Below are 24,959 nucleotides of genomic sequence, written 5' to 3' on the forward strand. Positions count from 1 at the left end.
AGTCCGGATCGGTGCCGCGTTGCACAGCGGGACGGGCCTCCCCGACGGGCCCGGCGGCCTGGGCGGGCCAGGCCGGATCGTTGGCGCGTGCGGTGGCAGCGGGATGGTTCGGCCTGGCGGGATCGGCGGGCCAGACCGACTGGTCGGCGCGGGTGGGCTCGGCGGGGCGCGGCACGTCGACAGGGTCGCGCCCGGGGGTCTGGCCGCCATCCGACGGCTCGGCTGGCACGTTGCGCGGCAGGACCGGATCCGGCCAGCCGCCCGTCGGGCGGGGCGTCGGAGCGGGCCGGTCGGTCTTGGGGATGAACGCGGTCGGCTCGTCGGCCGGGTCGCGGTGTCGGCCGTCCCGGCTCTCCCACCAGTCCTCCGGCGCGCGACTCACCGGGGCACCGTCGCCGAACGCAGGGCGGTCGAGTCCTCGAACGCCGGGACGGTCACCGTGGAGACGTACTCCTTGTAGCCGAGCTGGTAGTGGTCGACCGCGTCCTTGAACAACCGGACTCCCTCAGAGCCGGCGAGGGCCTGCTGGAGGGCAGCGGGATCGCCGATTGCTACGATCTTGAATGGTGGGGAGTACACCCGACCGTGCAGCAGCAGGGTGTTACCCACGCAGCGTACCGCGCTGGTGGCGAGCACGCGGACGTTCATGATTGACATGGCCTCCGCGCCGCCTGCCCAGAGCGCGTTCACCACCGCCTGGACGTCGCCCTGGTGGACGACCAGGTAGTCGTTGCTGACCCCTTCGGGCAGGTTCTGCTCGCTGCGCCGGGGGGCGTCGTCGAGTTCCACCGTGACGCCGGGCCCGGTGAGGGCGGTGAAGCCGGCGGCCTCCCGAGCGGCGTCGGCCCGCTGCTGCTGTTCCTTGATCGGTCCGTCGGTGTCGGCCAGCGCGCTGGTCTGCTGCTCCACCTCGTGGCGGAGCGCCGCGGCCTGGCGCTCGCTCGCCGCCACCTGCTCGCGGCGGTCCTCGATCAACTGGTTGAGCTGGGGCCGCCGGTCCTCGCGCAGCGCGGTGCCGCCGGCCGTGGTGGCGGTGGTGGTGAAGAGCAGTCCGGCCGCGGCGGCGATCAGCGGCACGCCGATCGACCAGCCCGGTCGTCGCTGCCGGGGTCGCCGGGGCAGCAGCGCGGCGACGGCCCGCCGGAGCACCTTCTGCCAGGAGGCCGCGCCGGATGTGTACTCCACCGAGCGTTCCTTCCGCGTCGTCTGGTTTCCGCCCGGCACCGCGCGAGCTGGTGCGGTGACCGATTCGCCCCGCCTTTTTCGGTCACCCGGTGCACCGGCCTGACCCCATTCGTGGCCTGGACGGGTCTTCGGGACTACGCTAGCTGTCGAACATTATTGGCCATGGACCGTCGCCCCCGCGCCCGGTTGTCAGGCCGGACGAGGTCAGTCATCCCCTCTGGAGAGCGTCGTGCCCAAGTCTCAGGTCCGCAAGAAGAAGGTGTACACCCCGCCGACGGACGTGCGTCCGACGGCGACGGCGGCGACGCGTAAGCCTAGCCCGGTGTGGTTGCCGGTCACCGCGGTCGCGCTCATCGTCGCCGGTATCGGCTGGCTGGTGGTCTACTACCTGTCCGAGCAGGAGTACCCGGTCATGTCGTGGGGTTACTGGAACCTCGCGGTCGGCTTCGGCGCGATGGTCGCCTCGCTGCTCCTGCTTTCCCGCTGGCGCTGACACCCGACCGCCGCCGCTGACCCGCCGCGGCAGCGCACCCAGGGCCGGCGTGGGCCGCGCGGCGAGACCGAGGCACCCGCTCCGCCCGGGCCCCTGTGCGGCAATCCACATCACTCGACGCGGCCCCTGCCCGGCGGTTCCGGGCGGGGGACCCTATGGTGTGCGCAGGGCGGCGTGGCCGGGTGCGAGAAGACTCACGTTACCGCTGGGTAACCTTGCGCGTAGGCTGCACTGCATGACCGAGCGGAGCGAGGTCATCGACCGGTCCGGTCGAGGGTGCGGCAGCGGCGACTCGCCGATCGCGCCCTGACCCGGCCCCCGGTCGCCGAGCCGCTCGCCAGGCAGCAGACCGGGAGGCCAATCTCGATGGGCAGCGTCCAGATCGTCACCACGATCCTCGCGTTCGCCATCACCGCCGTGGCGGTGGGGCTGGCGGTACGCGCGGTCATGAAGATGACGGCCGTCATCCGGCTGGGTCAGCCCGACCCGGAGCGGTTCGGAGACAAGGGCACCCGCACGAAGACCATGCTGGTCGAGACCGCCGGCCACACCCGGATGCTCCGGTGGAGCGTGGTCGGCGCGGCGCACTGGTTCGTGATGATCGCCTTCATCGTGCTCTCGCTGCTGGTGCTCGAGGCGTACTTCGAGGTGGTCAGCACCACCGGTGAGCTGCCGGTGATCGGGCACTGGACGATCTTCGGCCTGGCCACCGAGGTCATCGGGGTGCTCGGCCTGGTCGGCATCGTGGTGCTGATGGCGATCCGGCTGCGCAACCGGCCCAGCCGGCCGGGTGGCCGCTCCCGGTTCACCGGCTCCACCATGTGGCAGGGCTACTTCGTCGAGTGGGTCGTGCTGCTGGTCCTGATCTTCGGCTTCCTGATCCGCGGCTTCAAGGTGGCCACCGACCACTTCGTGTACCCGGCCTGGGCCACCCCGGTCAGCCACGCCCTCGGCGCCGCGCTGCCGAACTGGGAGGCGGGCGTCAGCCTCGCCGCGCTCATCAAGATCGTCATCTCGATGACCTGGCTCATCGTCATCTCGCTGAACGTCACCATGGGCGTGGCCTGGCACCGCTTCCTGGCGTTCCCGAACATCTTCTTCAAGCGCAACCCGGACCGGGCCGGTTCCGGCCTCGGCGCGCTGCGGCCGATGATGAGCGCCGGCAAGCCGCTCGACTTCGAGGAGGCCGACCCGGAGAAGGACCAGTTCGGCGTCGCCCAGGTGGAGCAGTTCACCTGGAAGGGCCTGCTGGACTTCAGCACCTGCACCGAGTGCGGCCGCTGCCAGTCGCAGTGCCCGGCGTGGAACACCGGCAAGCCGCTGTCGCCGAAGCTGCTGGTGCTGAGCCTGCGCGACCACGCGTACGCCAAGGCGCCCTACCTGCTGGCCGGCGGCGGCAAGGACCTGACCGGTGAGGAGAAGGCCACCGCCGCCCAGCTCGCGCACGTCGACGTGCTCGCCCTCGCCGAGGCCGACAAGCCGCTGATCGGCACGGCCGAGGAGGGCGGCGTCATCGACCCGGACGTGCTCTGGTCCTGCACCACCTGCGGTGCCTGCGTCGAGCAGTGCCCGGTGGACATCGAGCACGTCGACCACATCGTCGACATGCGCCGCTACCAGGTGCTGATCGAGTCGAGCTTCCCGTCCGAGGCCGGCGTGATGCTGCGCAACCTGGAGAACAAGGGCAACCCGTGGGGCGCCCCGCAGAACACCCGCGAGGACTGGACCAAGGGCCTGGACTTCGAGGTGCCGCGGGTCGGCGAGGTCGAGGACTTCGAGTACCTCTTCTGGGTCGGCTGCGCCGGCGCGTTCGAGGACCGGGCCAAGAAGACCACCCGGGCGGTCGCTACGCTGCTCAACGAGGCGGGCGTGACGTTCGCGATCCTCGGCGAGGGCGAGACCTGCTCGGGCGACCCGGCCCGCCGGATCGGCAACGAGTTCGTCTTCCAGATGCTCGCCCAGCAGAACGTCGAGACGCTCAACGAGGCGTTCGAGGGCCGGGAGAAGAGCAAGCGGAAGATCGTCGCGACCTGCCCGCACTGCTTCAACACGCTGGGCAACGAGTACGGCCAGCTCGGCGGCGAGTTCGAGGTGGTGCACCACACCCAGCTGCTGGCCCACCTGGTCGCCACCGGCAAGCTCACCCCGGTGCAGCCGGTCGACGGCGGGGTCACCTACCACGACCCCTGCTACCTGGGCCGGCACAACCGGGTGTTCGCCCCGCCGCGCGAGGTGCTCGGTAGCGCCATCGCCGGCGGAGCCGGTGATGGCCAGGGTGGCGCAGCGATCGACTCCGGTGAAGGCCGCGCCAGCGGCCTCATCGAGATGCCGCGGAACAGCGAGCGCTCCTTCTGCTGCGGGGCCGGCGGTGCCCGGATGTGGATGGAGGAGAAGATCGGCAAGCGGATCAACGTGGAGCGGGTCGAGGAGGCCATGTCCACCGGGGCGAAGACGGTCGCCGTCGGCTGCCCGTTCTGCTCGACGATGCTCAACGACGGCGTGAACGGCAAGGGCGCCAGCGAGCAGGTCGAGGTGGTCGACGTGGCCAGCGTGCTGCTCCGCTCGGTCAAGCCGGAGCAGGCGCAGGGCGACAAGGAGACCGAGCCGGTCGCCGGCTGAGGCGTACCGCCGCGGGCGCGGTGCCACCGGGAGGTGGTGCCGCGCCCGCGCCGGTTCAGGAGGTGGCGGCGGTCATCGTCGCGGCGGCCGCGGCCGAGGTGATCACCATCAGCACGGCGGCCTCGGTCTCCTGGATGGCCTTGCGGGTCGCGGCGGACGCCCAGTCGCCGGCGGCGATCTCGGCCAGCCGGCGCTTCAACCGATCGCGGGGCAGGTCCTGGAAGAGGTGCCGGTCCAGCCGGACCGCCCGGGCCAGGCCGATCAGCGCGGCGGTGCGCGGCTCCACCGGGCCGTCGGCGGCCACCGCTGCGGTCATCCGCTGCCGGGCCCGGGTCTCCGCCGCCGGCTCCGCCCCGGTCTCGGACGGATAGCGGGTACGCGGGAAGACCCACAGCACCCGGTCCGACTCCCGGCGCAGCACGCCGGCGGTGACCAGCCCGTCCAGCACCTGCTCGGGCAGGTCCCGGGCGAGCCGGCCGACCCAGTCCTTGGGCCGGCGACGCTTCTCGTCGGCGCCGATCCGGGCCAGTGCGTCGTCGAGTTGCCGCTGACCGAGCGGGGCCGGGTCGGCCACCACCAGGCGGTCGTCGACCACCTCGACCCGGCCGCCGAGCGCCAGTTCCAGCAGGAGCGCCCCGGCCAGCCCGTGGTCGAGGGCGGGCCGGTCGAGCTGGAGCGTCCCCTTGTCGTCGTAGGCCAGCAGGGCCAGTTCGTGCGCGAGGGTGAGTTCGGCCATGGCCTCGACGGTAACCCGGTGGGGGCCGCTCCACCCGCGACGCGCGGGTCGTGCCACGACGACCTGCCCGTGCGAGAATCGCGCCGAGGTGAGGCGACCATCGACGGCCTGCTCCTGACCACGCTGCTCCCCCTGGTCGGCTTCCTGCTGCTGACCAGCGGCAACGCGTTCTTCGTCGCGGCCGAGTTCGCCCTGGTCACCGTGGACCGCGCCGAGATCGACCGGCGGGCCGCCGGCGGTGACGGCCCGGCCGCGACCGTACGGCGGGCGCTGCGCGAGCTCTCCTTCCAGCTCTCCGGCGCGCAGCTCGGCATCACCATCACCGCGTTGCTCACCGGCTACCTCGCCGAACCCGCGCTGGCCCGGCTCTTCGCACCGCTGCTGGACCCGATCGCCGGGCCGGCCACCGACCGGATCACCCCGTTTCTGGCGCTCGCCCTGGCCACCCTGATCTCCATGCTCTTCGGGGAGCTGGTGCCGAAGAACCTCGCGCTGGCCCGGCCGATGCCCGCAGCGCTGGCCACCGCGGCGCCGATGCGGGCCTTCTCGCGCACCTTCGGCTGGCTGATCCGGGGCCTGAACGGCTCGGCGAACCGCCTGGTCCGCGCGTTCGGCATCGAGCCGCAGGAGGAGCTGGCCAGCGCTCGCTCACCGGAGGAGCTGGGCCTGCTGGCGGCCATCTCGGCCCGGGCCGGTGCGCTGCCACCGGACACCGCGATGCTGCTGCGGCGCACCATCCGATTCGGTGAGAAGCGGGCGGCCGAGGCGATGACGCCCCGGGTGGACGTGATCGCGCTGCGCGCCACGGCGACGGTGGCCGAGCTGCTCGATCTCGCCAGGCACACCGGCCGGACCCGGTTCCCGGTCTACGAGGAAACGCTCGACCTGGTCACCGGCGTCGCCGGGGTGTCGGACGCGCTCGGCGTGCCGCCGGACCGGCGCGCCTCGACCATCGTCGGCTCGGTGGCCCGCGAGCCGGTGTACGTGCCGGAGAGCCTCGACCTCGACGGGGTGCTCGCCGCGCTCCGGGCCGCCGACGCCGACCTGGCCATCGTGGTCGACGAGTACGGCGGCACGGACGGCGTGGTGACCGTCGAGGACCTGGTGGAGGAGCTGGTCGGCGAGATCGCCGACGAGTTCGACCCGGCCGCGGTGCCCGACGTCGGGCCGGTCGAGCTGACGGTGCCCGGCGGGGAACGCACGGTGCTGGTCGACGGCGTGCTGCGCTCGGACGAGGTGGTCGAGCAGACCGGGTTCCGGCTGCCCGAGGGGCCGTACGAGACGCTCGCCGGGTTCCTGATGGCCCGGCTGGGGCACATTCCGGTCGCCGGCGAGACGGTCGAGGATTCCGGGTACGAGTTCACCGTCGTGGAGGTGGAGCGGCACCGGATCGAGCAGGTCCGGGTGCTCCGTCCCGAGGACCCGGACGACGATGGCTGAGCTGCTGGTCACGGTGCTGCTGCTGCTCGGCAACGCGTTCTTCGTGGGCAGCGAGTTCGCCCTGATCGCGTCCCGGCGCACGGTGGTGGAACCGCTCGCGGCGACCTCCCAGCGGGCCCGGTGGGCGCTCTCCGCGATGAACCAGATCCCGTTGATGATCGCCGGCGCCCAGTTGGGCATCACCATCTGCTCGCTGGGTCTCGGCGCGATCGCCGAGCCGGCCCTGGCCCACCTGCTGGAGCCGGCGTTCCACGCACTCGGGCTGCCGGCGCCGGCGGTGCACCCGGTCGCCTTCGTGCTCGCCCTCGGGATCGTGGTCTTCCTGCACACCGTGGTCGGCGAGATGGTGCCGAAGAACATCACGCTGGCCGGGCCGGAGCCGTCCGCGCTCTGGCTGGGCCCGGCGATGCTGGCGTTCTGCCTGGCCACCAAGCCGCTGCTGCTGGCCATGAAGTGGGCGTCCCGGCGGGTGCTGCGGCTGTGGCGGATCGAGGCCACCGAGGCGGTCAAGACGGTGTTCACCGCCGAGGAACTGGCCGGGCTGGTGTCGCAGGCGCGTACCGAAGGGCTGCTCGACGCCGAGGAGCACGCGCGGATCACCGGCGCGCTGGCCCTGCACGCGCGGACCGCTGCCGACGCGCTGCGGCCCTGGTCGGCGGTGACCACCGTGGCCGAGGACGTCTCGCCCGCCTCGCTGGAGGTGCTGGCCACCCGGACCGGCCGGTCCCGGTTCCCGGTGGTGCAGCGCTCCACCCGACGGGTGCTCGGCTTCGTGCACGTCAAGGACGTGCTCGGGTACGCCGGGGTGAGCCGGCGGGCGCCGGTGCCGGCGGAGGTGTACCGGCCGCTGGCGGTGGTGCCACCGGAGCGTACGCTCGCCGATCTGCTGATCGCGATGCGCCGCGAGCGGCGGCACATGGTGCTGGTGAGCGACGGCCGCCGACCGCTCGGCGTGGTGACGCTCGACGACGTATTGACAGCGATCGTTGGCTGACGAACGCACACCCTTGGTACACAAGCGGTTGCGCAGGCGTGATGTGGACGTTGGTCGCCTTGATTCCGCTGCGGCGCTTCCCTAATGTGGGGCACCGGCCGCTGTGGGTCGTCTGCCTCGCCCCTTCCCCTCCGCGAGGCGCCCGGCGGTCGGACGCTAAGGAGTCGGTGCCGGTGGCAACCATGCCCCCTCATCGTCACGCACCGGGACGGCCTGCTCGTCCGGGTGGCCTGCGCCGGGCCGCCCACCGTCTGCTCACCCTGGTCGCCGCCGCGGCCGTGGGTGCCGGTCTGCTCGCCGCGCCGGCGTACGCCGCGCCCTCGGTCGACGAGATCGAGCGGCAGATCGACAAGCAGTGGGAGCAGTTGGAGCCCACCATCGAGCAGTACAACAAGGTGCGGGCGCAGCTGAAGAAGAACCGCAGCAAGTCGGCGGACCTGGAGAAGAAGATCCAGCCGCTGGCGCTGGAGAGCGAGCTGGCGATGGACCGGGTGGGCGATCTCGCCTCCCGCTACTACATCACCGGCCCGTCCCAGGACGTCGCGGCCCTGCTGGTCAGCGCCAAGCCGAGCACGCTCACCGAGCAGCTCACCCTCCTCGACCGGCTGGCCGCGCAGGAGCGCAAGCAGATCGAGGGTGTGCTCGCGGTCCGCAAGAAGTACGACGACCAGAAGCAGCAGCTCGACGCGCTGATCGCCGACCAGGTCAAGCAGCAGAACGAGCTGGCGGCGAAGAAGAAGCAGATCGACGCGGAGATCAAGCGGCTGGAGAAGCTGCTGCCGGTGACCACTGTCAAGACCGAGAAGTGCCCGACCATCAACGGCGTGGTCAGCGAGGCGGCCCGGATCGCGATCAAAACCGCCTGTGCCCAGGTCGGCGACCCGTACGTGTGGGGTGCCACCGGCCCGAACTCGTTCGACTGCTCCGGCCTGACCCAGTACGCCTACAAGGCCGCCGGGATCCACCTGACCCACTTCACCGGCGCGCAGTGGAACGAGGGCAAGGCCATCTCGCGTTCCGACGCCCGCCCGGGTGACCTGGTCTTCTTCTTCAGCGACCTGCACCATGTCGGGCTCTACCTCGGCAACGACAAGATGGTGCACGCGGCGCGGGCCGGCAAGCCGGTCAACGTCTCCAGCATCAACACCATGCCGGTCGCCGGGTTCCGCAGACCCGGCTGATCCGCCGCCGTACCGCACGAGGGCCCCCGGTCGATCGACCGGGGGCCCTCGGTGTTTCATGGCTCGGCGACGAGCCTTGTCTCACGCTGGGCGGCTCACTGGGGAGCGCCGACCGGGGACGGCAGGATCAGCACGTCGTCCAGGTTCACGTAGCCGATCCGGTGACCGAACTGGACCTGCACGTAGCGCAGGTCGCCGCTGACGACGGTCCAGTCGCCCGGGGACGACCCGTCGAAGGTGACGGCCCGGTAGTACTCGCTCGGCAGGACCCCGCCCACCGCGTACCGCTGGCCGGCGGTGAGCGTGTACTGCAACGGGGTGATCGCCTGGTAGGGCACCCCGGTCGGGTAGGCGTCCCGCTCCGGGTAGCCCCGCCCGTAGACCGGGATGGTGGCCTTGCCGGGCTTCGGCGTCACCACGAAGCCGGTGGCCCACTTCGCGGTACGCGCCGACGCCGGGTTGTGGAACCAGGCCTTCTGGCCGAGGTACCAGATCGCCGTCCAGTCACCGCGCACCTCGGCCACCGCGTACGTCTGGCCGGCCGACGCCCGGGCGCTGTGGTCCGGGACGTACATGGTGCCGGGCGATCCGTCCGGGTGTTCGCCGAGGTCCACGGCGAGCGGCGCGTCGTGGCTCGGCGCGGTGCGCAGCAGCACCGCCGACGAGCCGCGCAGCGGGCAGGGGTCGGTGACCGGCGGCGGCGGGTTCGGCACCCCCGGGGGCTGCCGCGAGCAGCCGGTGAACGCCGGCTGGTTGTCGGCGAACTCGGGGTCGATGGTCACCAGCCCGGTGTGGGCCGTGCCGGTGGTCCGGAACGGCGCCTTCAGCAGGTCGAAGTAGTGCGACCAGTCCCAGTACGGCCCCGGGTCCCAGTGCATCCCGGCGACGGTCGACGGCACGGTGCCCGGGACGTTGTCGTGCCCGATGATGTGGTGCCGGTCGAGTGGGATGTTGAACCGCAGTGCCAGGTGCCGGACCAGTTTGGCCGAGGTGCGGTACATCGCCTCGGTGTACCAGGTGCCGTGGCCGGCGAAGCCCTCGTGCTCCAGGCCGATGGACTTGGCGTTGACGTACCAGTTGCCGGCGTGCCAGCCGACGTCCTTGGCCTTGATGTGCTGGGCGATGTGGCCGTCCACCGAGCGCAGCGTGTAGTGCCAGCCGACGTAGTCGGCCCGCTTCACCAGGCCGACGCTCGGCCAGAAGTAGCCCTCGGTGTCGTGGATGACGATGTACTCGATCTTCTGCTGGGCCGGCCGGTTGCCCAGGTCGTGGTTGCCGTAGTCGCCGGCGCCCGGGCCGTACTTCTCGTACGGTGCCGGGATCCACTCGCAGCCCAGGCCGACCGGGCACTCCAGCCCGTCGGGCCGCTCACCGCGCCGCAGCCCGAGCTGGTGCAGCGTCGAGGTGTCCGGGTTGACCTCCCGCGCGGCCAGGGTCACCAGGTGCCCGTCGTCGGTCGTCCGGCTCGCGCCCTCCCGGAGCTGCCCGTACACCTCGTCGGCGAAGGCGGCCGCGGTGTCCTCGGCGCCGGCGCCGGAGTAGCGGGCCACTGCGCCGTACCAGGCCGCCGGGTCGCTGGCCGCGCCGACCGGGCCACCCAGCTCCCGCTGGTACGCGGCGAGCAGCGCCGCTCCGCCGCGGATGTTGGTGGTCGGGTCGGCGCGCAGCGCCTCCTCGCTGGCGCCGGTGAGCGCGGCAGCGGCCTGGAGGGTCTGCAGCGCGGCGTCGCCGAGAGCGGCCGGCGCCAACTCGGTGGCGGCGGGCGCGGCGACGGTCAGCGGCCGCGCCTCGTCACCGCGCGGGTCCTCGCCCTCGTCGATGTGACCACCGGCGGGTTGGGCGGTGACGTGGGCGGCGTCGGTGAGGTGCATCGGACCGTAGCCGCCACTGGTGCTCGGGTTGCCGGGATGGGTGTCCCAGCGCGATTCGAGGTACGACACGGCGAGCAGGACGCTCTCCGGCACGCCGAACTCCGCGGCCGCGGCGGCGTACTGCTGCTGCCGGTCGAGGGGCTCGGCGGCGGCCGGACCGGCGGTGAACGGGGTGACCGCCAGGGCGAGCGCCGCGGCGGCGGCGAGCAGGGTGCGCCTGCTCCTCGATCTCGTGGATCTCGTGGATTCTGTGGACCTTGTGGACCTTGCGGACAACTGCATCGGACCCCCTGGTCAGACGGGTGGACGATGCGGCCACCTTCACCCCGGGCCCGGCCTGTCGTCAATACCTTTCCATGCATCAACTCCTGAGGAAGAAAACCTTCGACACGTCCCGTCGAGAGCCGTGGATCGCCGGGGCGTACGGAGTGTCACGGCGACACGGGTTGCGGATTGATAACGACCATCTCTACTCTGGTCATTCGTCGGCCCGGCAACAGGTCCGTCCAACCCGGGCGGTAACGGTCCGACACCGCCGAATCGCTCGACGAGCGAACCGGGGAACCAGGTAACCCGGGGTGAATCCGCAGCCACTGCGGTAGGGCGTCCCCTTCCCGCCCGAACCCGTCAGCTAACCCGGTAGGCGGTCTGGGAAGAAGGAGTACGGAGCCCGGTGGCACACCATGCCCCGCGGCCACCGTCGGCACGGTCGGCGTACGCCGGCCCGGCGACGGCTGCGCCGCGTTCACGCTGGTCCCGCTTCACCACCGCACTCGCCGCCCTGGCCGGCTTCGCCGTCGTCCTGACCGGCGGCGCCACGGCGGCCCACGCCGAACCCACCGTCGCCGAGATCGAGCGCCAGATCGACGAGGACTGGAACAAGCTCGAACCGATCATCGAACGGCACAACGCGACCCGCCAGGACCTGGCCGCCAAGCGGAAGCAGGCCGACGCCCTGGCCGCTCAGATCAAACCCCTTCAGGCCCAGGTCGACGAGGCGATGGAGAAGGTCAGCGCGCTGGCCGTCCGCGCCTACAAGGGCGAGAACGTGCTCACCATCAACGCCCTGCTGGGCAGTCGCTCGCCGGGCGAGGTGGTCGGGCAGCTCGAAATGCTCGACCGGTTCGCCGACCGCCAGCAGCAGGACGTTCGGCAGGTCGCCGACCTGCGCGACCAACTGGCCGCCAAGAAGGCGCCGCTGGACGAGATGGTCGCCCAGCTCGCTCAGGCCGAGGCGCAGCTGGCGGCGAAGAAGAAGCAGATCAACGCCGAGATCGACCGGCTGCAGAAGCTGCGGATCAAGGTGTACGGCAACGGCGGCGGCGGGCCGCTGCGTCCCGCCCCCTGCCCGGCCAGCTATCCGGGCGGCGCGGCCGGGGTGGCTGTCAAGTTCGCCTGCGCCCAGATCGGCAAGCCGTACGTCTGGGGCGCCGAGGGCCCGAACTCGTACGACTGCTCCGGGCTGATGCTGGCCGCCTGGGCCAAGGCCGGGGTCTCGCTGCCGCACAACGCGGCGCAGCAGCGCGGGGTCACCAAGACGGTCAGCCGGGGCGAGCTGCGCCCGGGTGACCTGGTCTTCTACTACTCCGACCTGCACCACGTCGGCATGTACGTCGGCGGCGGCTGGGTGGTGCACGCCTCCCGGGCCGGGGTGCCGATCAAGATGAAGAAGGTCGACGACGGCCCGATCCACAGCTACGGCCGGCCGGGCTGACCGCGTACCGCCGAAAGGGCCCGCTCCGGCGTCGGAGCGGGCCCTTTTCCTGCCTGCGTCAGCGGGTCGGCCAGGTGCGCCACTGCTGCCAGGAGCGGCTCGGTGTCGGGCCGCGCTGCCCCTGGTAGCGGGAGCCGTAGACGGCCGAGCCGTACGGGTGCTCGGCAGGGGAGGAGAGCCGGAAGATGCAGAGCTGACCGATCTTCATGCCCGGCCAGAGGGTGATCGGCAGGTTCGCCACGTTGGAGAGCTCCAGCGTCACGTGGCCGGAGAAGCCCGGGTCGATGAAGCCGGCGGTGGAGTGGGTGAGCAGGCCCAGCCGGCCCAGGCTCGACTTGCCCTCCAGCCGGCCGGCGAGTTGGTCGCCGAGCGAGATCACCTCGAGCGTGGAGGCGAGCACGAACTCGCCCGGGTGCAGCACGAACGGCTCGCCGTCGGGCACCTCGACCACCGAGGTCAGCTCGTCCTGCTGCTGCGCCGGGTCGATGTGCGTGTAGAGGTGGTTGTTGAAGACCCGGAACAGCTTGTCCAGGCGTACGTCGATGCTGGACGGCTGCACCAGCGTGGGCTCGAACGGCTCCAGCGCCAGGGTGCCCGCCTTGATCTCGGAGACCAGGTCGCGGTCGGAGAGCAGCATCGGAACACCATAGCGAAGCCGCCCGGGTGACCTGCGTGTCGGACTAGGTGTTCGTACACCTGTTCGATAGACTGTCCACATGGCTTCCTGGTCCGAATTCGCCGCTGACGAGCCCCGACTCGCCGACGGGATCCGCCTTCTCATGCAGCAGTACGGGCCGGGCTTCGGCTACCTGGCCACGGTCCGCGCCGACGGCGGGCCCCGGGTGCACCCGGTCTCCCCGGTGATCACCGACGAGGGGCTGTTCTGCTTCGTGGTCGACTTGCCGAAACGGCGTGACCTGGAACGCGACGGGCGCTACGCGCTGCACTCCTTCCCGCCGGAGGAGAGCGACGACGAGGCCTACGTCGCCGGGCGCGCCCGCCCGGTCACCGACCCGGCCCGGGTCGCCCGGCTGGCCCGCAGCCACCGGGCCGCTCCGCACGTCGACTGGCGGCTGTTCGAGTTCACCGTCGACGTGGCGATGCTGACCCGCCGTGACGCGGGCGCTGCGGGTGGCCCCGGCAACGGTCACGGCCGCCCCGCCGTCCAGGTCTGGCTCGATCCGGGTGCTCCCGCCGACGCCCAGGCCGCCGACCCCGCCCCCCGGTTGCGCCGCCGCGAGGCCGCCTGAGCCGCGACGACAGCGGTGCCGGCTCCGTGGACCGGAGCCGGCACCGATGGCCGTACGTCAGATCAGGCCGCGCGGTACGCGTTCCACGCGGTCAGCATCCGGCTCGCCTGGCCGGCGGTGAACTGGTACATGCACGAGTCGTAGGTGTAGTCCATGAAGTTGGTGATCGGGTCGGCGCCCGGGGCGGTGCAGGTGTCCCGCCCGGTCGGGCACTGGAAGGCCGGCGAGGCCTCGGCCGGGGTGTCGCTGACGCCGTCACCCTGGCCCGAGCAGCCGCCCTGGAAGGTGTGGTAGAGGTTCAGCCAGTGGCCGACCTCGTGGGTGCCGGTGTCGCCCTGGTTGTAGTTGGCGGCGGTGCCGCCCGGCAGCGACTCGCTCAGCACGACCACGCCGTCCATGCTGCTCAGCTTGCGCTGCGGGAAGGTCGCCCAGCCGAGCAGGTCGTTGCTCAGCTCGCCCAGGTACACGTTGAGGGTGTTCTTGCCGCCCTCCCGCAGCGAGGACTTCATCGACCGCTCCGCCGACGAGCCCTGCACGATCGGGTACCACGCCGGGTTGGTCACCCGGTTGATCTTCTGCAGCTGGAAGCTGAACGCGGTGGCCGCGCCGCCGGTCGCGCCGCTGTAGGACTGGTTCAGCACGTTGATCTGCGACGTGATCATCGAATCCGGGATGTTGCCGCCGGCCCGGGTGCTGTTCTCCTGGATCACGTGCACCACGACCGGGATCGTCACGGTGGCGGCGAGGGTGCTCGCCCCGGCGCCGGCGCGGAAGCGCGCCCGCTCGCGCAGCGCGGCGGCCAGGTCGGCCTCCCGCTCGCGGGTCTCCGCGAGGGTCAGCTCGTTCGGTTCGTGCCTGGCCGCGCCGCCCGCCTTGATCCGGGCGTCGGCGTGGACGTCGGCCGGCTCGACGCATGCCTCACCGGGTGCGGCGGAGAAGGCCGAAGCGGCCGGTACGACGCCCACCGCGGCGGTGCTGAGCAGCAGCGCGAGGGTCGTCGACGCGACACCGGCGGCGCGCCGGGTCAGCAGGTCGGGACGAAGTCCCATGGGCCCACCTCTTTCTGGCGGCGCGACAGGGGGTATGTCACGCCGTGGCTGAGAACGTGGGCCAGACGTTACAATCGATCGACAGATTTGAGAATGACCATATGTTGCCGGACTGAAACTTTTTCCTGGCAGCGGCTGGTCCCTCGGCCGGCGGCCTGGCTGGGTCGGCGCAACATGCCGGAAGTTGTTGCCTCGCGGGGTCTGGGAGGCCGCAACGTCCCGGATGTTGTGTCGATCTTGCGCCGCGCCGCCCCGGGGCTGACGGCGCGGTACGGCGGAGGGGGTACCTGGATGCACCGGCGTGGTGACTCAGGTACAGTGGTGCCGCTTGCGGGTGTAGTTCAATGGCAGAACATCAGCTTCCCAAGCTGACAGTGCGGGTTCGATTCCCGTCACCCGCTCCACCGTGAGGCCCCAGCTCAGGGCAGGTTTCCTGGCTGGGGCCTTGATCGTTCCTGCCGGTTCCGGCGCTGGCCGTGCCCGCAACGTGCCCGATCCCTGCTCCCGGAACGCCACGGCGCTGTGAGGTCCAGGGCTGCTGCGCTCGCTGTCGGATGGCAAGCTCGTGCCTCGTGATCGATGATTTCGCCAAGGACCATCTGTACGGCCAGCTCAGGTCGATACGTCAGGCGCTGACGTGGAGGCTTGGTGGGGACGCCGCGAGAAATCCGGATCTCGTGGAGGTTCGCCCGTGAGGGCGGTCATCGTCGCGGCCGCGGTCGCGTTCATCATCTCCCTGTTCGGCACGCCGGTGGCGATTCGCGTCTTCACCGCACTCAAGGCCGGCCAGCCGATCCGATCCATCGGGCTCGCCAGCAACCAGGGCAAGAAGGGCACGCCCACGATGGGCGGCGTCGTCTTCATCGTGGCGACCGTCCTCGCCTACGTCGCCGGGCACATCGCCCTGACCACCCTGCCCGAGCGGCAGATCGCGCAGGAGGGGCCGACCATGACGGCCCTGGTGCTGCTCGGGCTGTTCGTCTTCTGCGGCGCGGTCGGCTTCTTCGACGACTTCCTCAAGGTGCGCTGGCGCAACTCCGATGGCCTGTCCGCCAAGGGCAAGCTCCTCGGCCAGGCGATCGTCGGCGGCGGGTTCGGCATCGCCGCGCTCTACGTGCCGAGCACTGCCGGCCAGACCGTGGCCAGCGAGCACATCTCGCTCATCCGCGACATCAGCTGGCTGGACGTGGGCAAGGTCGGCGCGGTCATGGTCATCGTCTTCGTGATCATGGCGATGTCGAACGGCGTGAACCTCACCGACGGCCTCGACGGCCTGGCCACCGGCGCGTCGATCCTGGTGCTCAGCGCGTACGCGCTGATCGGGTTCTGGCAGTACCGGCACTGGTGCGCCGACGACGCGTACGCCCGCGTGAACGACTACTGCTACCAGGTCCGGGATCCCCTGGAGATCGCCATGATCGCTGCGGCGGCGGCCGGCGCCTGCGTGGGCTTCCTGTGGTGGAACACGTCCCCGGCGCGGATCTTCATGGGTGACGTGGGCTCGCTCGGGCTCGGCGCCCTGATCGGCGGGCTCGCGGTGGCAACCCGTACGACGCTGCTTTCGATCATGATCGGCGGGCTCTTCGTCATCATCACGACGACCTGGGTGATCCAGATCGTCTCGTTCCGGACCACCGGTAGACGTGTCTTCCGGATGGTGCCGTTGCACCACCATTTCGAGTTGGCCGGATGGAGCGAGGTCAACATCGTGGTCCGGTTCTGGATCGTGGCTGGCGTCTGCGTGGCGGTCGGTCTGGGCCTGTTCTACTCGGATTACTTGGCGGCTGTTGGATAAGAGCCAGGCGAAAGTGCAGCCCCGGCATTGGTGGTTGCCGGTAATCATCGGGCCGGAGATGACACAAGCCACGGTGAGAGTTCGTCAACGAGGCGGGAGTCTTGGATGGGTCCACCGGGGAAACGCGATGAGGATTGGTTCACCAGCGTCTACGCGGCCTATTACCCACACGTGGTGAAGTACGGCCAGCGTCGGCTCACCAATCCGGACGCGGCGGCTGAACTCGCCCAGGAGGTGTTCGTCGTCGCCTGGCGGCGCCGCCGCGAGGTTCCGGACCGCAGCCTGCCCTGGCTGTACGGGGTGGCCCGGCGCCTGCTGGCGAACGAATGGCGAGCTCGGAGAGCTGCGCCGGAGGTACTACCGATTACCGACGCTGGCCTTCTGCGAAACCGGGCTCGTCCGGCGCCGACGCGACAGTGGGCGTGGCCGATCTCCACGCCGCTCTGGCCACCCTCGCCGACCTCGACCAGGAGATCCTCCGGCTGGTCGGGTGGGAGGAACTGACAGTTTCCGAGGCCGCTCAGGTCCTCGGCTGTACCCGCACCACCGCTGCCGTGCGTCTGCACCGCGCCCGTAGGCGCCTCAACGAAGCCATGTCGCACCGAGTTGTACCGCCGGCGCAGCAGCCGGTGTTGGCGTCTCCTCGAAAGGCCATCTGATGTTCGGAGAAGAGCGAACGCGTACCCTCCTCGGTCCGGCTGACCCGGCCCGGCACAGCACCATCGCACCGCCGCGGCTGTCGGCACACGATCTGATCGTCCGCGCGGAGGCGGTCGCCGAGCCGACCGCCCAGCACCGCCGGGCCCGCCCGACCCGCCGGCTGGTTCTGACCGCCGGGGCGCTGACCGCCGCGGTCGGCGCCGCCGCGATCGTCCAGACCTTCGGCCAGTCCAGCCCGGACACCTCGGGGATCGCCGGTCCGCCCGGGGCGGATCCGGGGGTGGTGCTCGTGCCGGTGGCGTACGGCTCTGACACCCGTGATGCGGGAAGCGAACTGCGCGCGTTGGCCGGCCGGCTTGTCGACGCGGAGTACGACGACCGCACCGGTCGGTACATGTACCACCACACGAAGACGTGGGGCGACCCGGTGATGACGTCTGCCGACGGTCGCCACCATGTCGCTTTCGCCGACGAGACCAAGGTCTGGCAGGCGGCCGACGGGACCGGCAAGCAGATCACGACCCAGCTTGAGCCGCAGTATCCGGACCAGGAGTCCCGGGATTACTGGCAGCGGAACCTCAAGCCCAAAGCTGCCGCCTCCGGAACGCAGGCGCCCGACGACATGCCGCTGCCGCCGGAGGACCTCGCACCGCTACCGTCGGGTCGAGCCCAGTTGACCGACCTGCTCAAGGTCAGGTACGGCGCGGGCGCCGTCAGCAAGGAGGTCAGCAGGGTGTACGGGCGGTACGTCGTTCCGCGCCAGACGCGAGCTGAGATCCTGCGGGTCCTTGCCGATGTGCCCGGTTTCCGGTGGCGGGGCCAGGTGACCGATCGTGCCGGCCGCAAGGCTGTAGCCATCACCTTCGACGACCGCGAGCACAACCAGCAGTCCCTTCTGATCTTCCACCCGAACACTGGGGAACTGCTCGCCCACGAGCTGCTGACCCTCTCGCCGGTACGGATCAGCTCGTACCAGGTGATCCTCGATACCGCCTGGGCCGATCAACCCAACTGAATCGCCGGTGCCGGGAGCCACTCCTCCGGGGTGGCCTCCGGCCACCTCCTGCAGCGCCTGGGCGATGGCCCGGCCAGCCTCCGCCGTGGCGTGCCGCGTTCGGCCATACTGGTCCGCCATGGACCTGGACGAGTATCAGCGCGGCGCCCTCCGTACCGCCGCTCCACGTGACAAGAGGAACGAGCTGCTTCACCTGGTGCTCGGGCTGGTTGGCGAATCGGGTGAGATCGCCGAGAAGTTCAAGAAGTGGGTTCGCGACCTAGACAGCGACGAGTCGCGGATCGACCGGGCCGACATCGCCAAGGAACTCGGTGACGTGCTCTGGTACGTGGCCGTGCTCGCCGACTACCTCGACCTGTCGCTGGACGACATCGCGACGGCCAACCTGGCCAAGCTGGCCAGCCGCCAGGGCCGTGGCGTGCTGAGTGGCAGCGGCGACAACCGCTGAGCCAGGGGTTCGGCGTACCCACAACCATCGACCGTGCGGATGCTTCGTCGGGGAAGTCGTACAGGACCTGGCCTGGGGTTTCCTTCTCCACGGAGCGGGGAGATCGGACGCGTGGAGCATCTGGAGGAGTCCCCCGAGGGTCAGCTGGTTCGGGAGCTGAGAGGGCTGAGCAGGGAGGAGGCCGGGCTGTCGTTCTGGTCCGCTCTGCAATACATAACGGACGCCGCCGCCGTCCATCGCGACGAGGAGCTGTACCGCGCCGCCCGCAAGATCGGCATGGCCGCGTTGTCCCAGGGCATCCCGTTGCCGTTCAACGCGAAGTACGTACTGTGCCCCGTCTGCCATGCCTATCCCGGTCAGAGCTGCAGCAACCTGCCGGGCCACGTCTTGGAGGACGAGTTGCACCCGGAGCGGGTCGAGCGGGGTCGGAAGCTGCGCGAGCTGATCAGAAATTGAAGCTGCCCCGCGCGCACCACGACGCGACGCAAGGGTGACCCGGGTCTGGTGGGTTCGGCCCGATAGCGTGTCGGCATGAACGAATCGACCGAGGGCGACGAGTACGAGGCCGAGTCCAGGCCGGTGCAAGCCTTGCCGGAGGCGACCGTCGCGGGAGACTGGCCTATCCTCGCCGCCATCGCGGTCGCAGTCGCAGGTCTGCTCATTTGGCGTCGACGGAGCCGGCGCGGCTAGCAGCGACACGTCGTGGCGGGTTCGGGCTTGCGGCCACGAGCAGGCACGAGACGCATCTCCGCCGACCTCCGGCCGCAAGCGCTTCGGGCATCACGACCCCTTGAGCGCGCTTGTCCGAACTGAGGCTCGCCGGACAGCGGTGCCCGGGAAGCGGTGCCTATCCTCTCGGCCATGGGAGCGATCAAGCCGTGGCACCTGTTCGTCCTGACACTCTGCTGCCTTGTGCCGACTGCCGCGGCGGTCGTTGGCGGCGTCTGGGCGGTCCGCCGATCCCGTAACCGTCGCTGACCGCAGTCGCCGGGCGCCTCCGGCCAGCGGTCGCTCGTCACGTGGGATGTGGTTCGTAGAACGGGCGGAGCTTCACGGCGCGGACGTCTTCGAACAGGACGTTGAGGTGCTCGTCGTAGCCACTGTCGGCGTGGGCGTGCAGCAGCAGGGTTGAATGGCTGATGCTGTAGCGCCAAGGGCGGAATCGGCGGTGCAGCGTGAGTGGGCCCATCGCCCGATCATGGCCAGAACAGCCACCCGTCGACCACCCGGCTCAGCGGACCCGGGAGGCCAGCCGATCTTGTCCGGTCCCCGAACGGACAGTGGCCGTCCGCGACCCGCAAGCTCGAAACTGCCGGCGATGATCTCAGTAGGATTTCTCCATGTCCCGGCCCGTGATCTTCGACCTCTTCCACACCCTGGTCCACGGTGCCGACGACGAACGCGACCGGGTGGTCGGCGAGATGGCGCTCATGGTCGGGGTGGATCCGGCCGCGCTGGTCGCCGCGTATCACGCCACCTGGCGTGACCGGCTTGTCCGGTGGGACGTGGAGGAGACGATCCGCGTCCTCGCCGGACGGCTCGGCGGCCTCCCGACCGACGAGCAGGTGAGCCGTGCGGCTGACCACCGACGATCCCTCGCGCGCCGAGTGCTGGGCTCGGTCTCGACCGCGACCCTGGACATGCTCGACGCGCTGCGCGACGGCGGGCATCCGTTGGCACTCATCAGCAACGCGACGTCGGAGACCGCCGAGGCATGGCCGCAGGGTCCACTCGCCCGCCGCTTCGACGTCGCGGTCTTCTCCTGCGAGGTCGGGCTGGCCAAACCGGACCCGGCGATCTACCGGACGACCGCTGAGCTGCTGGGCGTCGCGCCGGCGGAGTGCGTCTTCGTCGGGGACGGCGCGGATGGCGAGCTGGCCGGCGCGGCAGCGGTCGGGATGACAGTGCTCCGGACCACGGAGCACAACGACACCGACCCGAGCTGGGACGGGCCGGCCTTCGCTACCCTTCGCGACCTGCCCAGCCTGCTGCACCAGCCGCCCGGGACTTCTGGAAGTACCGGCCGCACGTCTCGTACAGGGCCACCGATGACCTGAGCTGAAGGCGGGACGTGACCAGCCTGCCGAGCAAATGGGCTCCTGTGGGTAGGGTGCTCGCCATGGTCGGGGACGCCGCATGCCGTTGACGAATCCGTGGCTGTCCGGGCCCACGCCGAACAAGCGACTCGACCGCGAACGGCTGGAAGAACGCATTCTCAACCTGTTGTCGTCGCAGAACATGTGTGTGCTCGCGACCACGGGTCCGGACGGCCCCCTGGCCACCCCGGTCCGCTACTACCCGCTCGGCTTCGCGGTGCTCTTCACCGCGGCGCCGCGTTCGCCCAAGGTGCGCAACATCGCCGCCGACCCGCGCGTCTCGGTCGGCGTCTTCGCGCCGCTGGTGGGGCTGGCCAGCAGCCGCGGCGCCCAACTGTTCGGAACCGCCAGGGTGCTGGATCCGCAGCATCCGGACCGTGCGCACTACTGGACGGCGTTCCGCTGGGAGAACGAGCACGCGGAGCGCGGGCGACCACTGTCCGAGCCGCCCGAGGACACCCTCGTGGTCATCGAAGCGGAGCGGATCGTCTACACCGAGCACTGGCTGCGGCGGGAAGGGTTCGCACCACGCCAGTTCTGGCGTCGCTGACGCCGCGTCCTGCGGCGTGACTGGCGGGTAGCACTGTCAGCGCTGCATCTCCCGCCACGTCGCATCAGGACAGGTGGCCGGTGGCCGAATTGGCGGACCTCGCCGCTGGCACGACGTACGCACCGGCCCGTGCCGCAGCTGCGGCGGCCTCGGCGGCGCGGTCCGCGGCGGCCTCGTCGAGTGGGTCACCGCTGAGCAGCAGGCGATGGTAGAGCGGAGCGGAAACGGCGCGGATCACCTCGCGGGCGTCGGTGCCGGCGGGCACCTCGCCGCGATCGGCGGCTCGCCGCACGCAGGGCGCCCACTCCTGCAGGCGCGTGTCGTAGAACCGGTGTAGGGCCGCCGCGGTCCGCTCGTCCCAGCTGGCGGCTGCGATCACCGCCTTGAAGAGGGGCCCCTGTCGCGGGTCGGTCAGCGTGCGCTGCACGAGTCGGGCGTTCGCCCGCAGATCGTCGAGGAGCGACCCGGTGTCGGTTCGGGGCAGTGATTCCTCGGCCATCTCCACCAGCAACTCGGCCACCAGTCCGGCGGCCGAGCCCCAGCGGCGGTAGACGGTCGTCTTGCCGACGCCGGCGCGTTCGGCGACCTCCCCCAGGTCCAGGTGACGGAAGCCCTTCTCGGCCAGTACGTCTCCGGTAGCCCGCAACACCGCTTGCCGCACCCGCGCGGTCCGCCCGCCGGGCCGCAGCGTCCCAGCCGGCGCCTCGTCAGCCGCCATAACGGGCCTCCAGTTTCGTTAAGGGCGGGTCGCTGCTATCGTAACCAAGCATCTAACGGAACTACAGTTCCGTTAAATGCTGCTGCTGCGAATCTAGGGAAGGACCGGTCATGGAATTTCGACGCCTGGGAGCGTCCGGCCTCAAGGTGCCCGTGTTGAGCTTCGGCGCCGGCACCTTCGGCGGTCGGGGGCCGTTGTTCGGAGCCTGGGGCACCACGGACGTGCCGGAGGCCCGGCGGCTCGTGGACATCTGCCTGGACGCCGGCGTCACGATGTTCGACACCGCCGATGTCTACTCCGACGGAGCCTCCGAAGAGGTGCTGGGCGCGGCGATCAAGGGGCGCCGGGACGGCCTCATCCTCTCGACGAAGAGCGGCCTCCCGATGGGCGACGGACCCAACGACGCCGGCTCCTCGCGGCTCCGGCTGATCCGAGCGTGTGAGGACGCACTGCGTCGGCTCGGTACCGACTACATCGATCTCTTTCAGCTGCACGCCTTCGACGCCGGCACCCCGATCGAGGAGGTGCTCTCGACGCTCGACGACCTCGTACGAGCCGGGAAGATCCGCTATGTCGGCGTCTCCAATTTCGCCGGCTGGCAGTTGATGAAGTCCCTCGCCGTCGCCGAACGCTACGGCTACCCCCGCCACGTCGCCCACCAGGTCTACTACTCCCTCGTCGGGCGCGACTACGAATGGGAGCTGCTACCCCTCGGGCGTGACCAGGGGGTTGGCGCCGTGGTCTGGAGCCCGCTCGGCTGGGGCCGGCTCACCGGCAAGGTGCGCCGGGGCGCGCCGCTGCCGGCACAGAGTCGCCTGCACCAGACCGCCGACTACGGCCCGCCGGTTCCCGACGAGCTGCTCTACCGGGTGGTCGATGTCCTCGACGAGATCGCGGCGGAGACCGGCAGGGCCGTACCGCAGATCGCCCTCAACTGGTTGCTGCGACGCCCGACCGTGTCGTCAGTTGTCGTCGGCGCCCGGAACGAGGCCCAACTCCGCCAGAACCTCGGCGCCGTTGGTTGGTCGCTCAGCGACGAGCAGGTGGCGCGGCTCGACGCGGCGAGCGCGACGACGCCGCTCTACCCGTACTTCCCCTACCACCGGCAGGAGGGGTTCGCTCGCGTCAACCCGCCGGCGGTCCCCGCCGCGGTCCACCCCGGTCGGGGTTGACCCAGGAACGACGAGGTCTCGGCTCCGCGGGCGTGCTGCGCCAGGTGCCGCCCTGGCGCTGGCCGCCCGACCGGCCTGAACATGCAACCGAAGGTTGCGCATCGGGAGGTGGCTGGGTAGGTTAGACGCAACCAAAGGTTGCGAAAGGGTGGTAGGCATGGAGTACGGATCGATCGAGCGCGACATCCAGGTCGACGCCTCGCCCGAGGTGGTCTTCGAGGTGATCAGCCGGCCCGAGCACATGCGGGAGTGGTGGCCCGACGACGCGCGGTTCGAGCCGGTCGCCGGCGCACCAGGCGAGCTCGTCTGGCGCGACGCGGAGACCGGCGAGACGACGACCGTCGCCCTCGCCGTCGTCGAGGTCGATCCACCGAAGCGGTTCTCGTTCCGGTGGTGCTACTCGGACCCGGACCGGGCCGGGAACTCGCTGTTCGTCACCTTCGACCTGGTCCCCGCCGGCGGGGGCACCCGGGTCCGGATGACGGAGACCGGGTTCCGGGAGATGGGCTGGGAGATCGCCCAGCTCGAGGCGCAGTACCGCGACCACGAGAGCGGTTGGGACCACTACCTCCCCGCGCTCGGCGCGTACGTGGCGCGGCTGGTCGCCACCGCATGAGCACGGCGATCGACGACGAGCTGTGGTCGGCGGTCGGCGACCCCATCCGGCGTACGATGATCGATCTTCTGCTCGCCGGCGGGCCGGGCACGGCCACGTCACTGAGCGACCGGCTGCCCGTCACCCGCCAGGCCGTCTCGAAGCACCTGGCCGTCCTGGACCGGGTCGGCCTGGTGCACGGCACCCCGGCCGGTCGGGAGCGCCGCTACCAGGTCGACGAGGCGCAGCTCGCCCGAGCTGTCGCCCAGTTGTCGGCGGTGGGCGCCACCTGGGACGCCCGACTCCGCCGGATCAAGCGGATCGCCGAGGCGATCGAACGCAGCCGCGACAACAACCACGTCGAACGCAGCCACGACAACAACCAAGGAGACTGAGATGGTCGACATCCTGCACCGGGTCGGCGTCGTCGCCCCGCTCGACGACGTCTACCGGGCGGTGGCAACGCCGGAGGGCATCGCCGGCTGGTGGACGACGGACACCACGGGCAAGAGCGAGGTCGGCGGGCAGTTGGCGTTCCGGTTCGGCGACGTCGGCGGCTTCGACATGGAGGTCCTGGAGCTCGATCCCGCCGGCCGCGTCCGGTGGCGGGTCACCGACGGGCCCGCGGAATGGGTCGGCACCGAGATCGACTGGCGCCTCGACCAGCGCGGCGAGTACACCATCGTCCAGTTCCGGCACGAGGGCTGGCGCGAGCCGGTCGAGTTCATGCACCACTGCAGCACCAAGTGGGCGACGTTCCTGCTGAGTCTCAAGGAGCTGGTGGAGACCGGGCGCGGCAGGCCGGCGCCGGACGACGTCCGGATCAGCGACTGGCACTGATCCCGGCTGCCGGGCCCGGACCGACGCGCCGACGCCGGTCCGGGCGCGGCACCCGCTCAGAGATGGAACCGGGTTCGGCACCCGCTCAGAGGTAGAGGCAGAAGGGGTGGCCGGCCGGGTCGAGGTGCACCCGTACGTCGTCCTGGGGTTGGAACTCCGCCAGGGTGGCCCCGGCGGCGACGGCGTGGGCGGAGGCCGCGTCCAGGTCGTCGACCTGGATGTCGAGGTGGACCATCATCTGCGGATCTCCCGGCCCGGCCGGCCAGACCGGCCGTACGTGGTTCGACTCGGTCTGGAACGCCAGGCCGGCGCCGCCGCCCGGCGCGCGCAACGTGACCCAGTCCGGTTCGTCCTCGTCGCGCGACCACCCGAGCAGGCGTTCGTAGAACCCGGCCAGTTCCCGGGCGTCGGGCGAATCCAGCACGGTGGCGGTCAGCGTCAGCCGAGGTCGATCTCCCATACCACCGTCCATACCCAGGTATCGGCGTGCGTCAAGCACGAGCGCTCCGGCCGGCCGTCCGCCCGGCCGGCCGGGACG

The 24,959-nt window shown here is 70.8% G+C and carries 28 protein-coding genes, 1 tRNA gene, 1 pseudogene and 1 riboswitch; of the genes and pseudogenes, 21 read left to right on the top strand and 9 right to left on the bottom strand.

The window, feature by feature from the left end; translation table 11 throughout:
* Positions 1–382: pseudogene (locus tag DLJ47_RS36840) on the bottom strand (hypothetical protein); the annotation flags it as partial.
* The gene (locus DLJ47_RS12870) at positions 379–1,185 is read right to left on the bottom strand and encodes a DUF881 domain-containing protein (RefSeq protein WP_109900261.1); all 807 of its coding nucleotides are present in this window, start codon (positions 1,183–1,185) and stop codon (positions 379–381) included. The pseudogene DLJ47_RS36840 and the gene DLJ47_RS12870, both read right to left, overlap by 4 nt.
* A 229-nt stretch (positions 1,186–1,414) precedes the next feature.
* On the opposite strand from DLJ47_RS12870, the gene DLJ47_RS12875 reads away from it, so the two are divergent.
* Both DLJ47_RS12875 and DLJ47_RS12880 read left to right on the top strand, forming a co-directional pair.
* Entirely contained in the window at positions 1,415–1,678 is a 264-nt protein-coding gene (locus DLJ47_RS12875; RefSeq protein ID WP_109900262.1) for a cell division protein CrgA, read from the top strand.
* Positions 1,679–2,044: 366 nt separating this feature from the next.
* A complete protein-coding gene (locus tag DLJ47_RS12880; protein ID WP_109900299.1) occupies positions 2,045–4,297 on the top strand; it encodes a (Fe-S)-binding protein in 2,253 nt (750 codons plus the stop codon).
* A 55-nt stretch (positions 4,298–4,352) separates the two neighbouring features.
* On the opposite strand, the gene DLJ47_RS12885 is transcribed toward DLJ47_RS12880, so the two are convergent.
* Positions 4,353–5,033, bottom strand: coding sequence for a GOLPH3/VPS74 family protein (locus tag DLJ47_RS12885; RefSeq protein ID WP_109900263.1), 681 nt, complete (start codon positions 5,031–5,033; stop codon positions 4,353–4,355).
* Between the two features lie 69 nt (positions 5,034–5,102).
* Here DLJ47_RS12885 and DLJ47_RS12890 point away from each other — a divergent pair, with 69 nt between their 5' ends.
* From DLJ47_RS12890 to DLJ47_RS12900, 3 genes are all read left to right on the top strand, one after another.
* Positions 5,103–6,473 carry a hemolysin family protein gene (locus DLJ47_RS12890; RefSeq protein WP_446723557.1) on the top strand — a complete coding sequence of 457 codons (1,371 nt, stop codon included), beginning with the start codon at positions 5,103–5,105 and terminating at the stop codon, positions 6,471–6,473.
* The gene (locus DLJ47_RS12895) at positions 6,466–7,467 is read left to right on the top strand and encodes a hemolysin family protein (RefSeq protein WP_109900264.1); all 1,002 of its coding nucleotides are present in this window, start codon (positions 6,466–6,468) and stop codon (positions 7,465–7,467) included. Before DLJ47_RS12890 ends, DLJ47_RS12895 begins: the two co-directional genes overlap by 8 nt.
* Positions 7,468–7,634: 167 nt before the next feature.
* Positions 7,635–8,648 (top strand): C40 family peptidase, encoded by a 1,014-nt coding sequence (locus DLJ47_RS12900; protein ID WP_109900265.1) that lies wholly within the window; start codon positions 7,635–7,637, stop codon positions 8,646–8,648.
* A 95-nt stretch (positions 8,649–8,743) separates the two neighbouring features.
* On the opposite strand, the gene DLJ47_RS12905 is transcribed toward DLJ47_RS12900, so the two are convergent.
* On the bottom strand, positions 8,744–10,801 hold the full coding sequence (locus DLJ47_RS12905) for an N-acetylmuramoyl-L-alanine amidase (RefSeq protein WP_109900266.1): 2,058 nt from the start codon (positions 10,799–10,801) through the stop codon (positions 8,744–8,746).
* A gap of 241 nt (positions 10,802–11,042) precedes the next feature.
* Positions 11,043–11,180, top strand: a riboswitch (cyclic di-AMP (ydaO/yuaA leader).
* Between the two features lie 12 nt (positions 11,181–11,192).
* Here DLJ47_RS12905 and DLJ47_RS12910 point away from each other — a divergent pair.
* On the top strand, positions 11,193–12,233 hold the full coding sequence (locus DLJ47_RS12910) for a C40 family peptidase (RefSeq protein ID WP_109900267.1): 1,041 nt from the start codon (positions 11,193–11,195) through the stop codon (positions 12,231–12,233).
* Positions 12,234–12,291: 58 nt separating this feature from the next.
* Here DLJ47_RS12910 and dcd read toward each other — a convergent pair whose 3' ends face one another.
* On the bottom strand, positions 12,292–12,870 hold the full coding sequence (dcd, locus tag DLJ47_RS12915; protein WP_109900268.1) for a dCTP deaminase: 579 nt from the start codon (positions 12,868–12,870) through the stop codon (positions 12,292–12,294).
* 79 nt (positions 12,871–12,949) lie between these two features.
* On the opposite strand from dcd, the gene DLJ47_RS12920 reads away from it, so the two are divergent.
* On the top strand, positions 12,950–13,483 hold the full coding sequence (locus DLJ47_RS12920; RefSeq protein ID WP_109900269.1) for a pyridoxamine 5'-phosphate oxidase family protein: 534 nt from the start codon (positions 12,950–12,952) through the stop codon (positions 13,481–13,483).
* A gap of 62 nt (positions 13,484–13,545) precedes the next feature.
* Here the strand turns inward: DLJ47_RS12920 and DLJ47_RS12925 are convergent, their stop codons facing one another.
* Entirely contained in the window at positions 13,546–14,532 is a 987-nt protein-coding gene (locus DLJ47_RS12925; RefSeq protein ID WP_109900270.1) for a zinc metalloprotease, read from the bottom strand.
* Positions 14,533–14,862: 330 nt separating this feature from the next.
* Here DLJ47_RS12925 and DLJ47_RS12930 point away from each other — a divergent pair.
* From DLJ47_RS12930 to DLJ47_RS35715, 8 genes are all read left to right on the top strand, one after another.
* Positions 14,863–14,936: transfer RNA gene (locus tag DLJ47_RS12930), tRNA-Gly, on the top strand.
* A gap of 287 nt (positions 14,937–15,223) precedes the next feature.
* Complete coding sequence (mraY, locus tag DLJ47_RS12935; protein ID WP_109900271.1) at positions 15,224–16,327, top strand: phospho-N-acetylmuramoyl-pentapeptide-transferase; 1,104 nt, start codon at positions 15,224–15,226, stop codon at positions 16,325–16,327.
* A gap of 105 nt (positions 16,328–16,432) precedes the next feature.
* A complete protein-coding gene (locus DLJ47_RS12940; RefSeq protein WP_233257809.1) occupies positions 16,433–16,831 on the top strand; it encodes an RNA polymerase sigma factor in 399 nt (132 codons plus the stop codon).
* A complete protein-coding gene (locus DLJ47_RS36845) occupies positions 16,750–16,986 on the top strand; it encodes an RNA polymerase sigma factor (protein ID WP_233257810.1) in 237 nt (78 codons plus the stop codon). The genes DLJ47_RS12940 and DLJ47_RS36845 overlap by 82 nt, the downstream gene beginning before the upstream one ends.
* The gene (locus DLJ47_RS12945) at positions 16,986–18,002 is read left to right on the top strand and encodes a CU044_5270 family protein (RefSeq protein WP_109900272.1); all 1,017 of its coding nucleotides are present in this window, start codon (positions 16,986–16,988) and stop codon (positions 18,000–18,002) included. Before DLJ47_RS36845 ends, DLJ47_RS12945 begins: the two co-directional genes overlap by 1 nt.
* 118 nt (positions 18,003–18,120) lie before the next feature.
* Entirely contained in the window at positions 18,121–18,450 is a 330-nt protein-coding gene (locus tag DLJ47_RS12950; RefSeq protein ID WP_088996783.1) for a nucleoside triphosphate pyrophosphohydrolase family protein, read from the top strand.
* A 111-nt stretch (positions 18,451–18,561) separates the two neighbouring features.
* Entirely contained in the window at positions 18,562–18,906 is a 345-nt protein-coding gene (locus tag DLJ47_RS12955) for a zinc finger domain-containing protein (protein ID WP_109900273.1), read from the top strand.
* Positions 18,907–18,981: 75 nt separating this feature from the next.
* Entirely contained in the window at positions 18,982–19,140 is a 159-nt protein-coding gene (locus tag DLJ47_RS35715; protein ID WP_158289813.1) for a hypothetical protein, read from the top strand.
* A gap of 325 nt (positions 19,141–19,465) precedes the next feature.
* Here the strand turns inward: DLJ47_RS35715 and DLJ47_RS35720 are convergent, their stop codons facing one another.
* Positions 19,466–19,639: a hypothetical protein gene (locus DLJ47_RS35720; protein WP_158289814.1), complete on the bottom strand. Its 174-nt coding sequence runs from the start codon at positions 19,637–19,639 to the stop codon at positions 19,466–19,468.
* A 151-nt stretch (positions 19,640–19,790) separates the two neighbouring features.
* Between DLJ47_RS35720 and DLJ47_RS12960 the strand changes: the two genes are divergently transcribed.
* Positions 19,791–20,507: an HAD family hydrolase gene (locus DLJ47_RS12960; RefSeq protein WP_109900274.1), complete on the top strand. Its 717-nt coding sequence runs from the start codon at positions 19,791–19,793 to the stop codon at positions 20,505–20,507.
* Positions 20,508–20,586: 79 nt separating this feature from the next.
* A complete protein-coding gene (locus DLJ47_RS12965; protein ID WP_109900275.1) occupies positions 20,587–21,096 on the top strand; it encodes a pyridoxamine 5'-phosphate oxidase family protein in 510 nt (169 codons plus the stop codon).
* 64 nt (positions 21,097–21,160) lie between these two features.
* Here DLJ47_RS12965 and DLJ47_RS12970 read toward each other — a convergent pair whose 3' ends face one another.
* On the bottom strand, positions 21,161–21,814 hold the full coding sequence (locus tag DLJ47_RS12970; RefSeq protein ID WP_109900276.1) for a TetR/AcrR family transcriptional regulator: 654 nt from the start codon (positions 21,812–21,814) through the stop codon (positions 21,161–21,163).
* A gap of 110 nt (positions 21,815–21,924) precedes the next feature.
* Here DLJ47_RS12970 and DLJ47_RS12975 point away from each other — a divergent pair, with 110 nt between their 5' ends.
* The 4 genes from DLJ47_RS12975 to DLJ47_RS12990 all read left to right on the top strand — a co-directional run bounded on the left by DLJ47_RS12975 (position 21,925) and on the right by DLJ47_RS12990 (position 24,421).
* Positions 21,925–22,986 carry an aldo/keto reductase gene (locus DLJ47_RS12975; protein ID WP_109900277.1) on the top strand — a complete coding sequence of 354 codons (1,062 nt, stop codon included), beginning with the start codon at positions 21,925–21,927 and terminating at the stop codon, positions 22,984–22,986.
* A gap of 157 nt (positions 22,987–23,143) precedes the next feature.
* Complete coding sequence (locus DLJ47_RS12980) at positions 23,144–23,602, top strand: SRPBCC family protein (RefSeq protein WP_109900278.1); 459 nt, start codon at positions 23,144–23,146, stop codon at positions 23,600–23,602.
* Positions 23,599–23,976, top strand: coding sequence for an ArsR/SmtB family transcription factor (locus tag DLJ47_RS12985; protein WP_109900279.1), 378 nt, complete (start codon positions 23,599–23,601; stop codon positions 23,974–23,976). The genes DLJ47_RS12980 and DLJ47_RS12985 overlap by 4 nt, the downstream gene beginning before the upstream one ends.
* Before the next feature lies 1 nt (position 23,977).
* Positions 23,978–24,421: an SRPBCC family protein gene (locus tag DLJ47_RS12990; RefSeq protein ID WP_109900280.1), complete on the top strand. Its 444-nt coding sequence runs from the start codon at positions 23,978–23,980 to the stop codon at positions 24,419–24,421.
* 85 nt (positions 24,422–24,506) lie between these two features.
* Here DLJ47_RS12990 and DLJ47_RS12995 read toward each other — a convergent pair whose 3' ends face one another.
* Entirely contained in the window at positions 24,507–24,881 is a 375-nt protein-coding gene (locus tag DLJ47_RS12995) for a VOC family protein (protein ID WP_109900281.1), read from the bottom strand.
* Positions 24,882–24,959: the final 78 nt, after the last annotated feature.

It is taken from the genome of Micromonospora sp. S4605, assembly GCF_003176715.1.
Classification (GTDB): Bacteria; Actinomycetota; Actinomycetes; order Mycobacteriales; family Micromonosporaceae; genus Micromonospora; species Micromonospora echinaurantiaca.

What these genes read in the sequence shown, in the direction of transcription:
- DLJ47_RS12895 (WP_109900264.1), top strand. Translation starts at nt 6,466, where the DNA reads ATGGCTGAGCTGCTGGTCACGGTGCTGCTGCTGCTCGGCAACGCGTTC.
- DLJ47_RS12920 (WP_109900269.1), top strand. Translation starts at nt 12,950, where the DNA reads ATGGCTTCCTGGTCCGAATTCGCCGCTGACGAGCCCCGACTCGCCGAC.
- DLJ47_RS12925 (WP_109900270.1), bottom strand. Translation starts at nt 14,532, where the DNA reads ATGGGACTTCGTCCCGACCTGCTGACCCGGCGCGCCGCCGGTGTCGCG.
- DLJ47_RS12885 (WP_109900263.1), bottom strand. Translation starts at nt 5,033, where the DNA reads ATGGCCGAACTCACCCTCGCGCACGAACTGGCCCTGCTGGCCTACGAC.
- DLJ47_RS12945 (WP_109900272.1), top strand. Translation starts at nt 16,986, where the DNA reads ATGTTCGGAGAAGAGCGAACGCGTACCCTCCTCGGTCCGGCTGACCCG.
- DLJ47_RS12995 (WP_109900281.1), bottom strand. Translation starts at nt 24,881, where the DNA reads ATGGGAGATCGACCTCGGCTGACGCTGACCGCCACCGTGCTGGATTCG.
- DLJ47_RS12880 (WP_109900299.1), top strand. Translation starts at nt 2,045, where the DNA reads ATGGGCAGCGTCCAGATCGTCACCACGATCCTCGCGTTCGCCATCACC.
- DLJ47_RS12940 (WP_233257809.1), top strand. Translation starts at nt 16,433, where the DNA reads ATGGGTCCACCGGGGAAACGCGATGAGGATTGGTTCACCAGCGTCTAC.
- DLJ47_RS35720 (WP_158289814.1), bottom strand. Translation starts at nt 19,639, where the DNA reads ATGGGCCCACTCACGCTGCACCGCCGATTCCGCCCTTGGCGCTACAGC.
- DLJ47_RS12980 (WP_109900278.1), top strand. Translation starts at nt 23,144, where the DNA reads ATGGAGTACGGATCGATCGAGCGCGACATCCAGGTCGACGCCTCGCCC.
- DLJ47_RS12985 (WP_109900279.1), top strand. Translation starts at nt 23,599, where the DNA reads ATGAGCACGGCGATCGACGACGAGCTGTGGTCGGCGGTCGGCGACCCC.
- DLJ47_RS12990 (WP_109900280.1), top strand. Translation starts at nt 23,978, where the DNA reads ATGGTCGACATCCTGCACCGGGTCGGCGTCGTCGCCCCGCTCGACGAC.
- DLJ47_RS12975 (WP_109900277.1), top strand. Translation starts at nt 21,925, where the DNA reads ATGGAATTTCGACGCCTGGGAGCGTCCGGCCTCAAGGTGCCCGTGTTG.
- dcd (WP_109900268.1), bottom strand. Translation starts at nt 12,870, where the DNA reads ATGCTGCTCTCCGACCGCGACCTGGTCTCCGAGATCAAGGCGGGCACC.
- DLJ47_RS35715 (WP_158289813.1), top strand. Translation starts at nt 18,982, where the DNA reads ATGAACGAATCGACCGAGGGCGACGAGTACGAGGCCGAGTCCAGGCCG.
- DLJ47_RS12960 (WP_109900274.1), top strand. Translation starts at nt 19,791, where the DNA reads ATGTCCCGGCCCGTGATCTTCGACCTCTTCCACACCCTGGTCCACGGT.
- DLJ47_RS12905 (WP_109900266.1), bottom strand. Translation starts at nt 10,801, where the DNA reads ATGCAGTTGTCCGCAAGGTCCACAAGGTCCACAGAATCCACGAGATCC.
- DLJ47_RS12950 (WP_088996783.1), top strand. Translation starts at nt 18,121, where the DNA reads ATGGACCTGGACGAGTATCAGCGCGGCGCCCTCCGTACCGCCGCTCCA.
- DLJ47_RS12970 (WP_109900276.1), bottom strand. Translation starts at nt 21,814, where the DNA reads ATGGCGGCTGACGAGGCGCCGGCTGGGACGCTGCGGCCCGGCGGGCGG.
- DLJ47_RS12965 (WP_109900275.1), top strand. Translation starts at nt 20,587, where the DNA reads ATGCCGTTGACGAATCCGTGGCTGTCCGGGCCCACGCCGAACAAGCGA.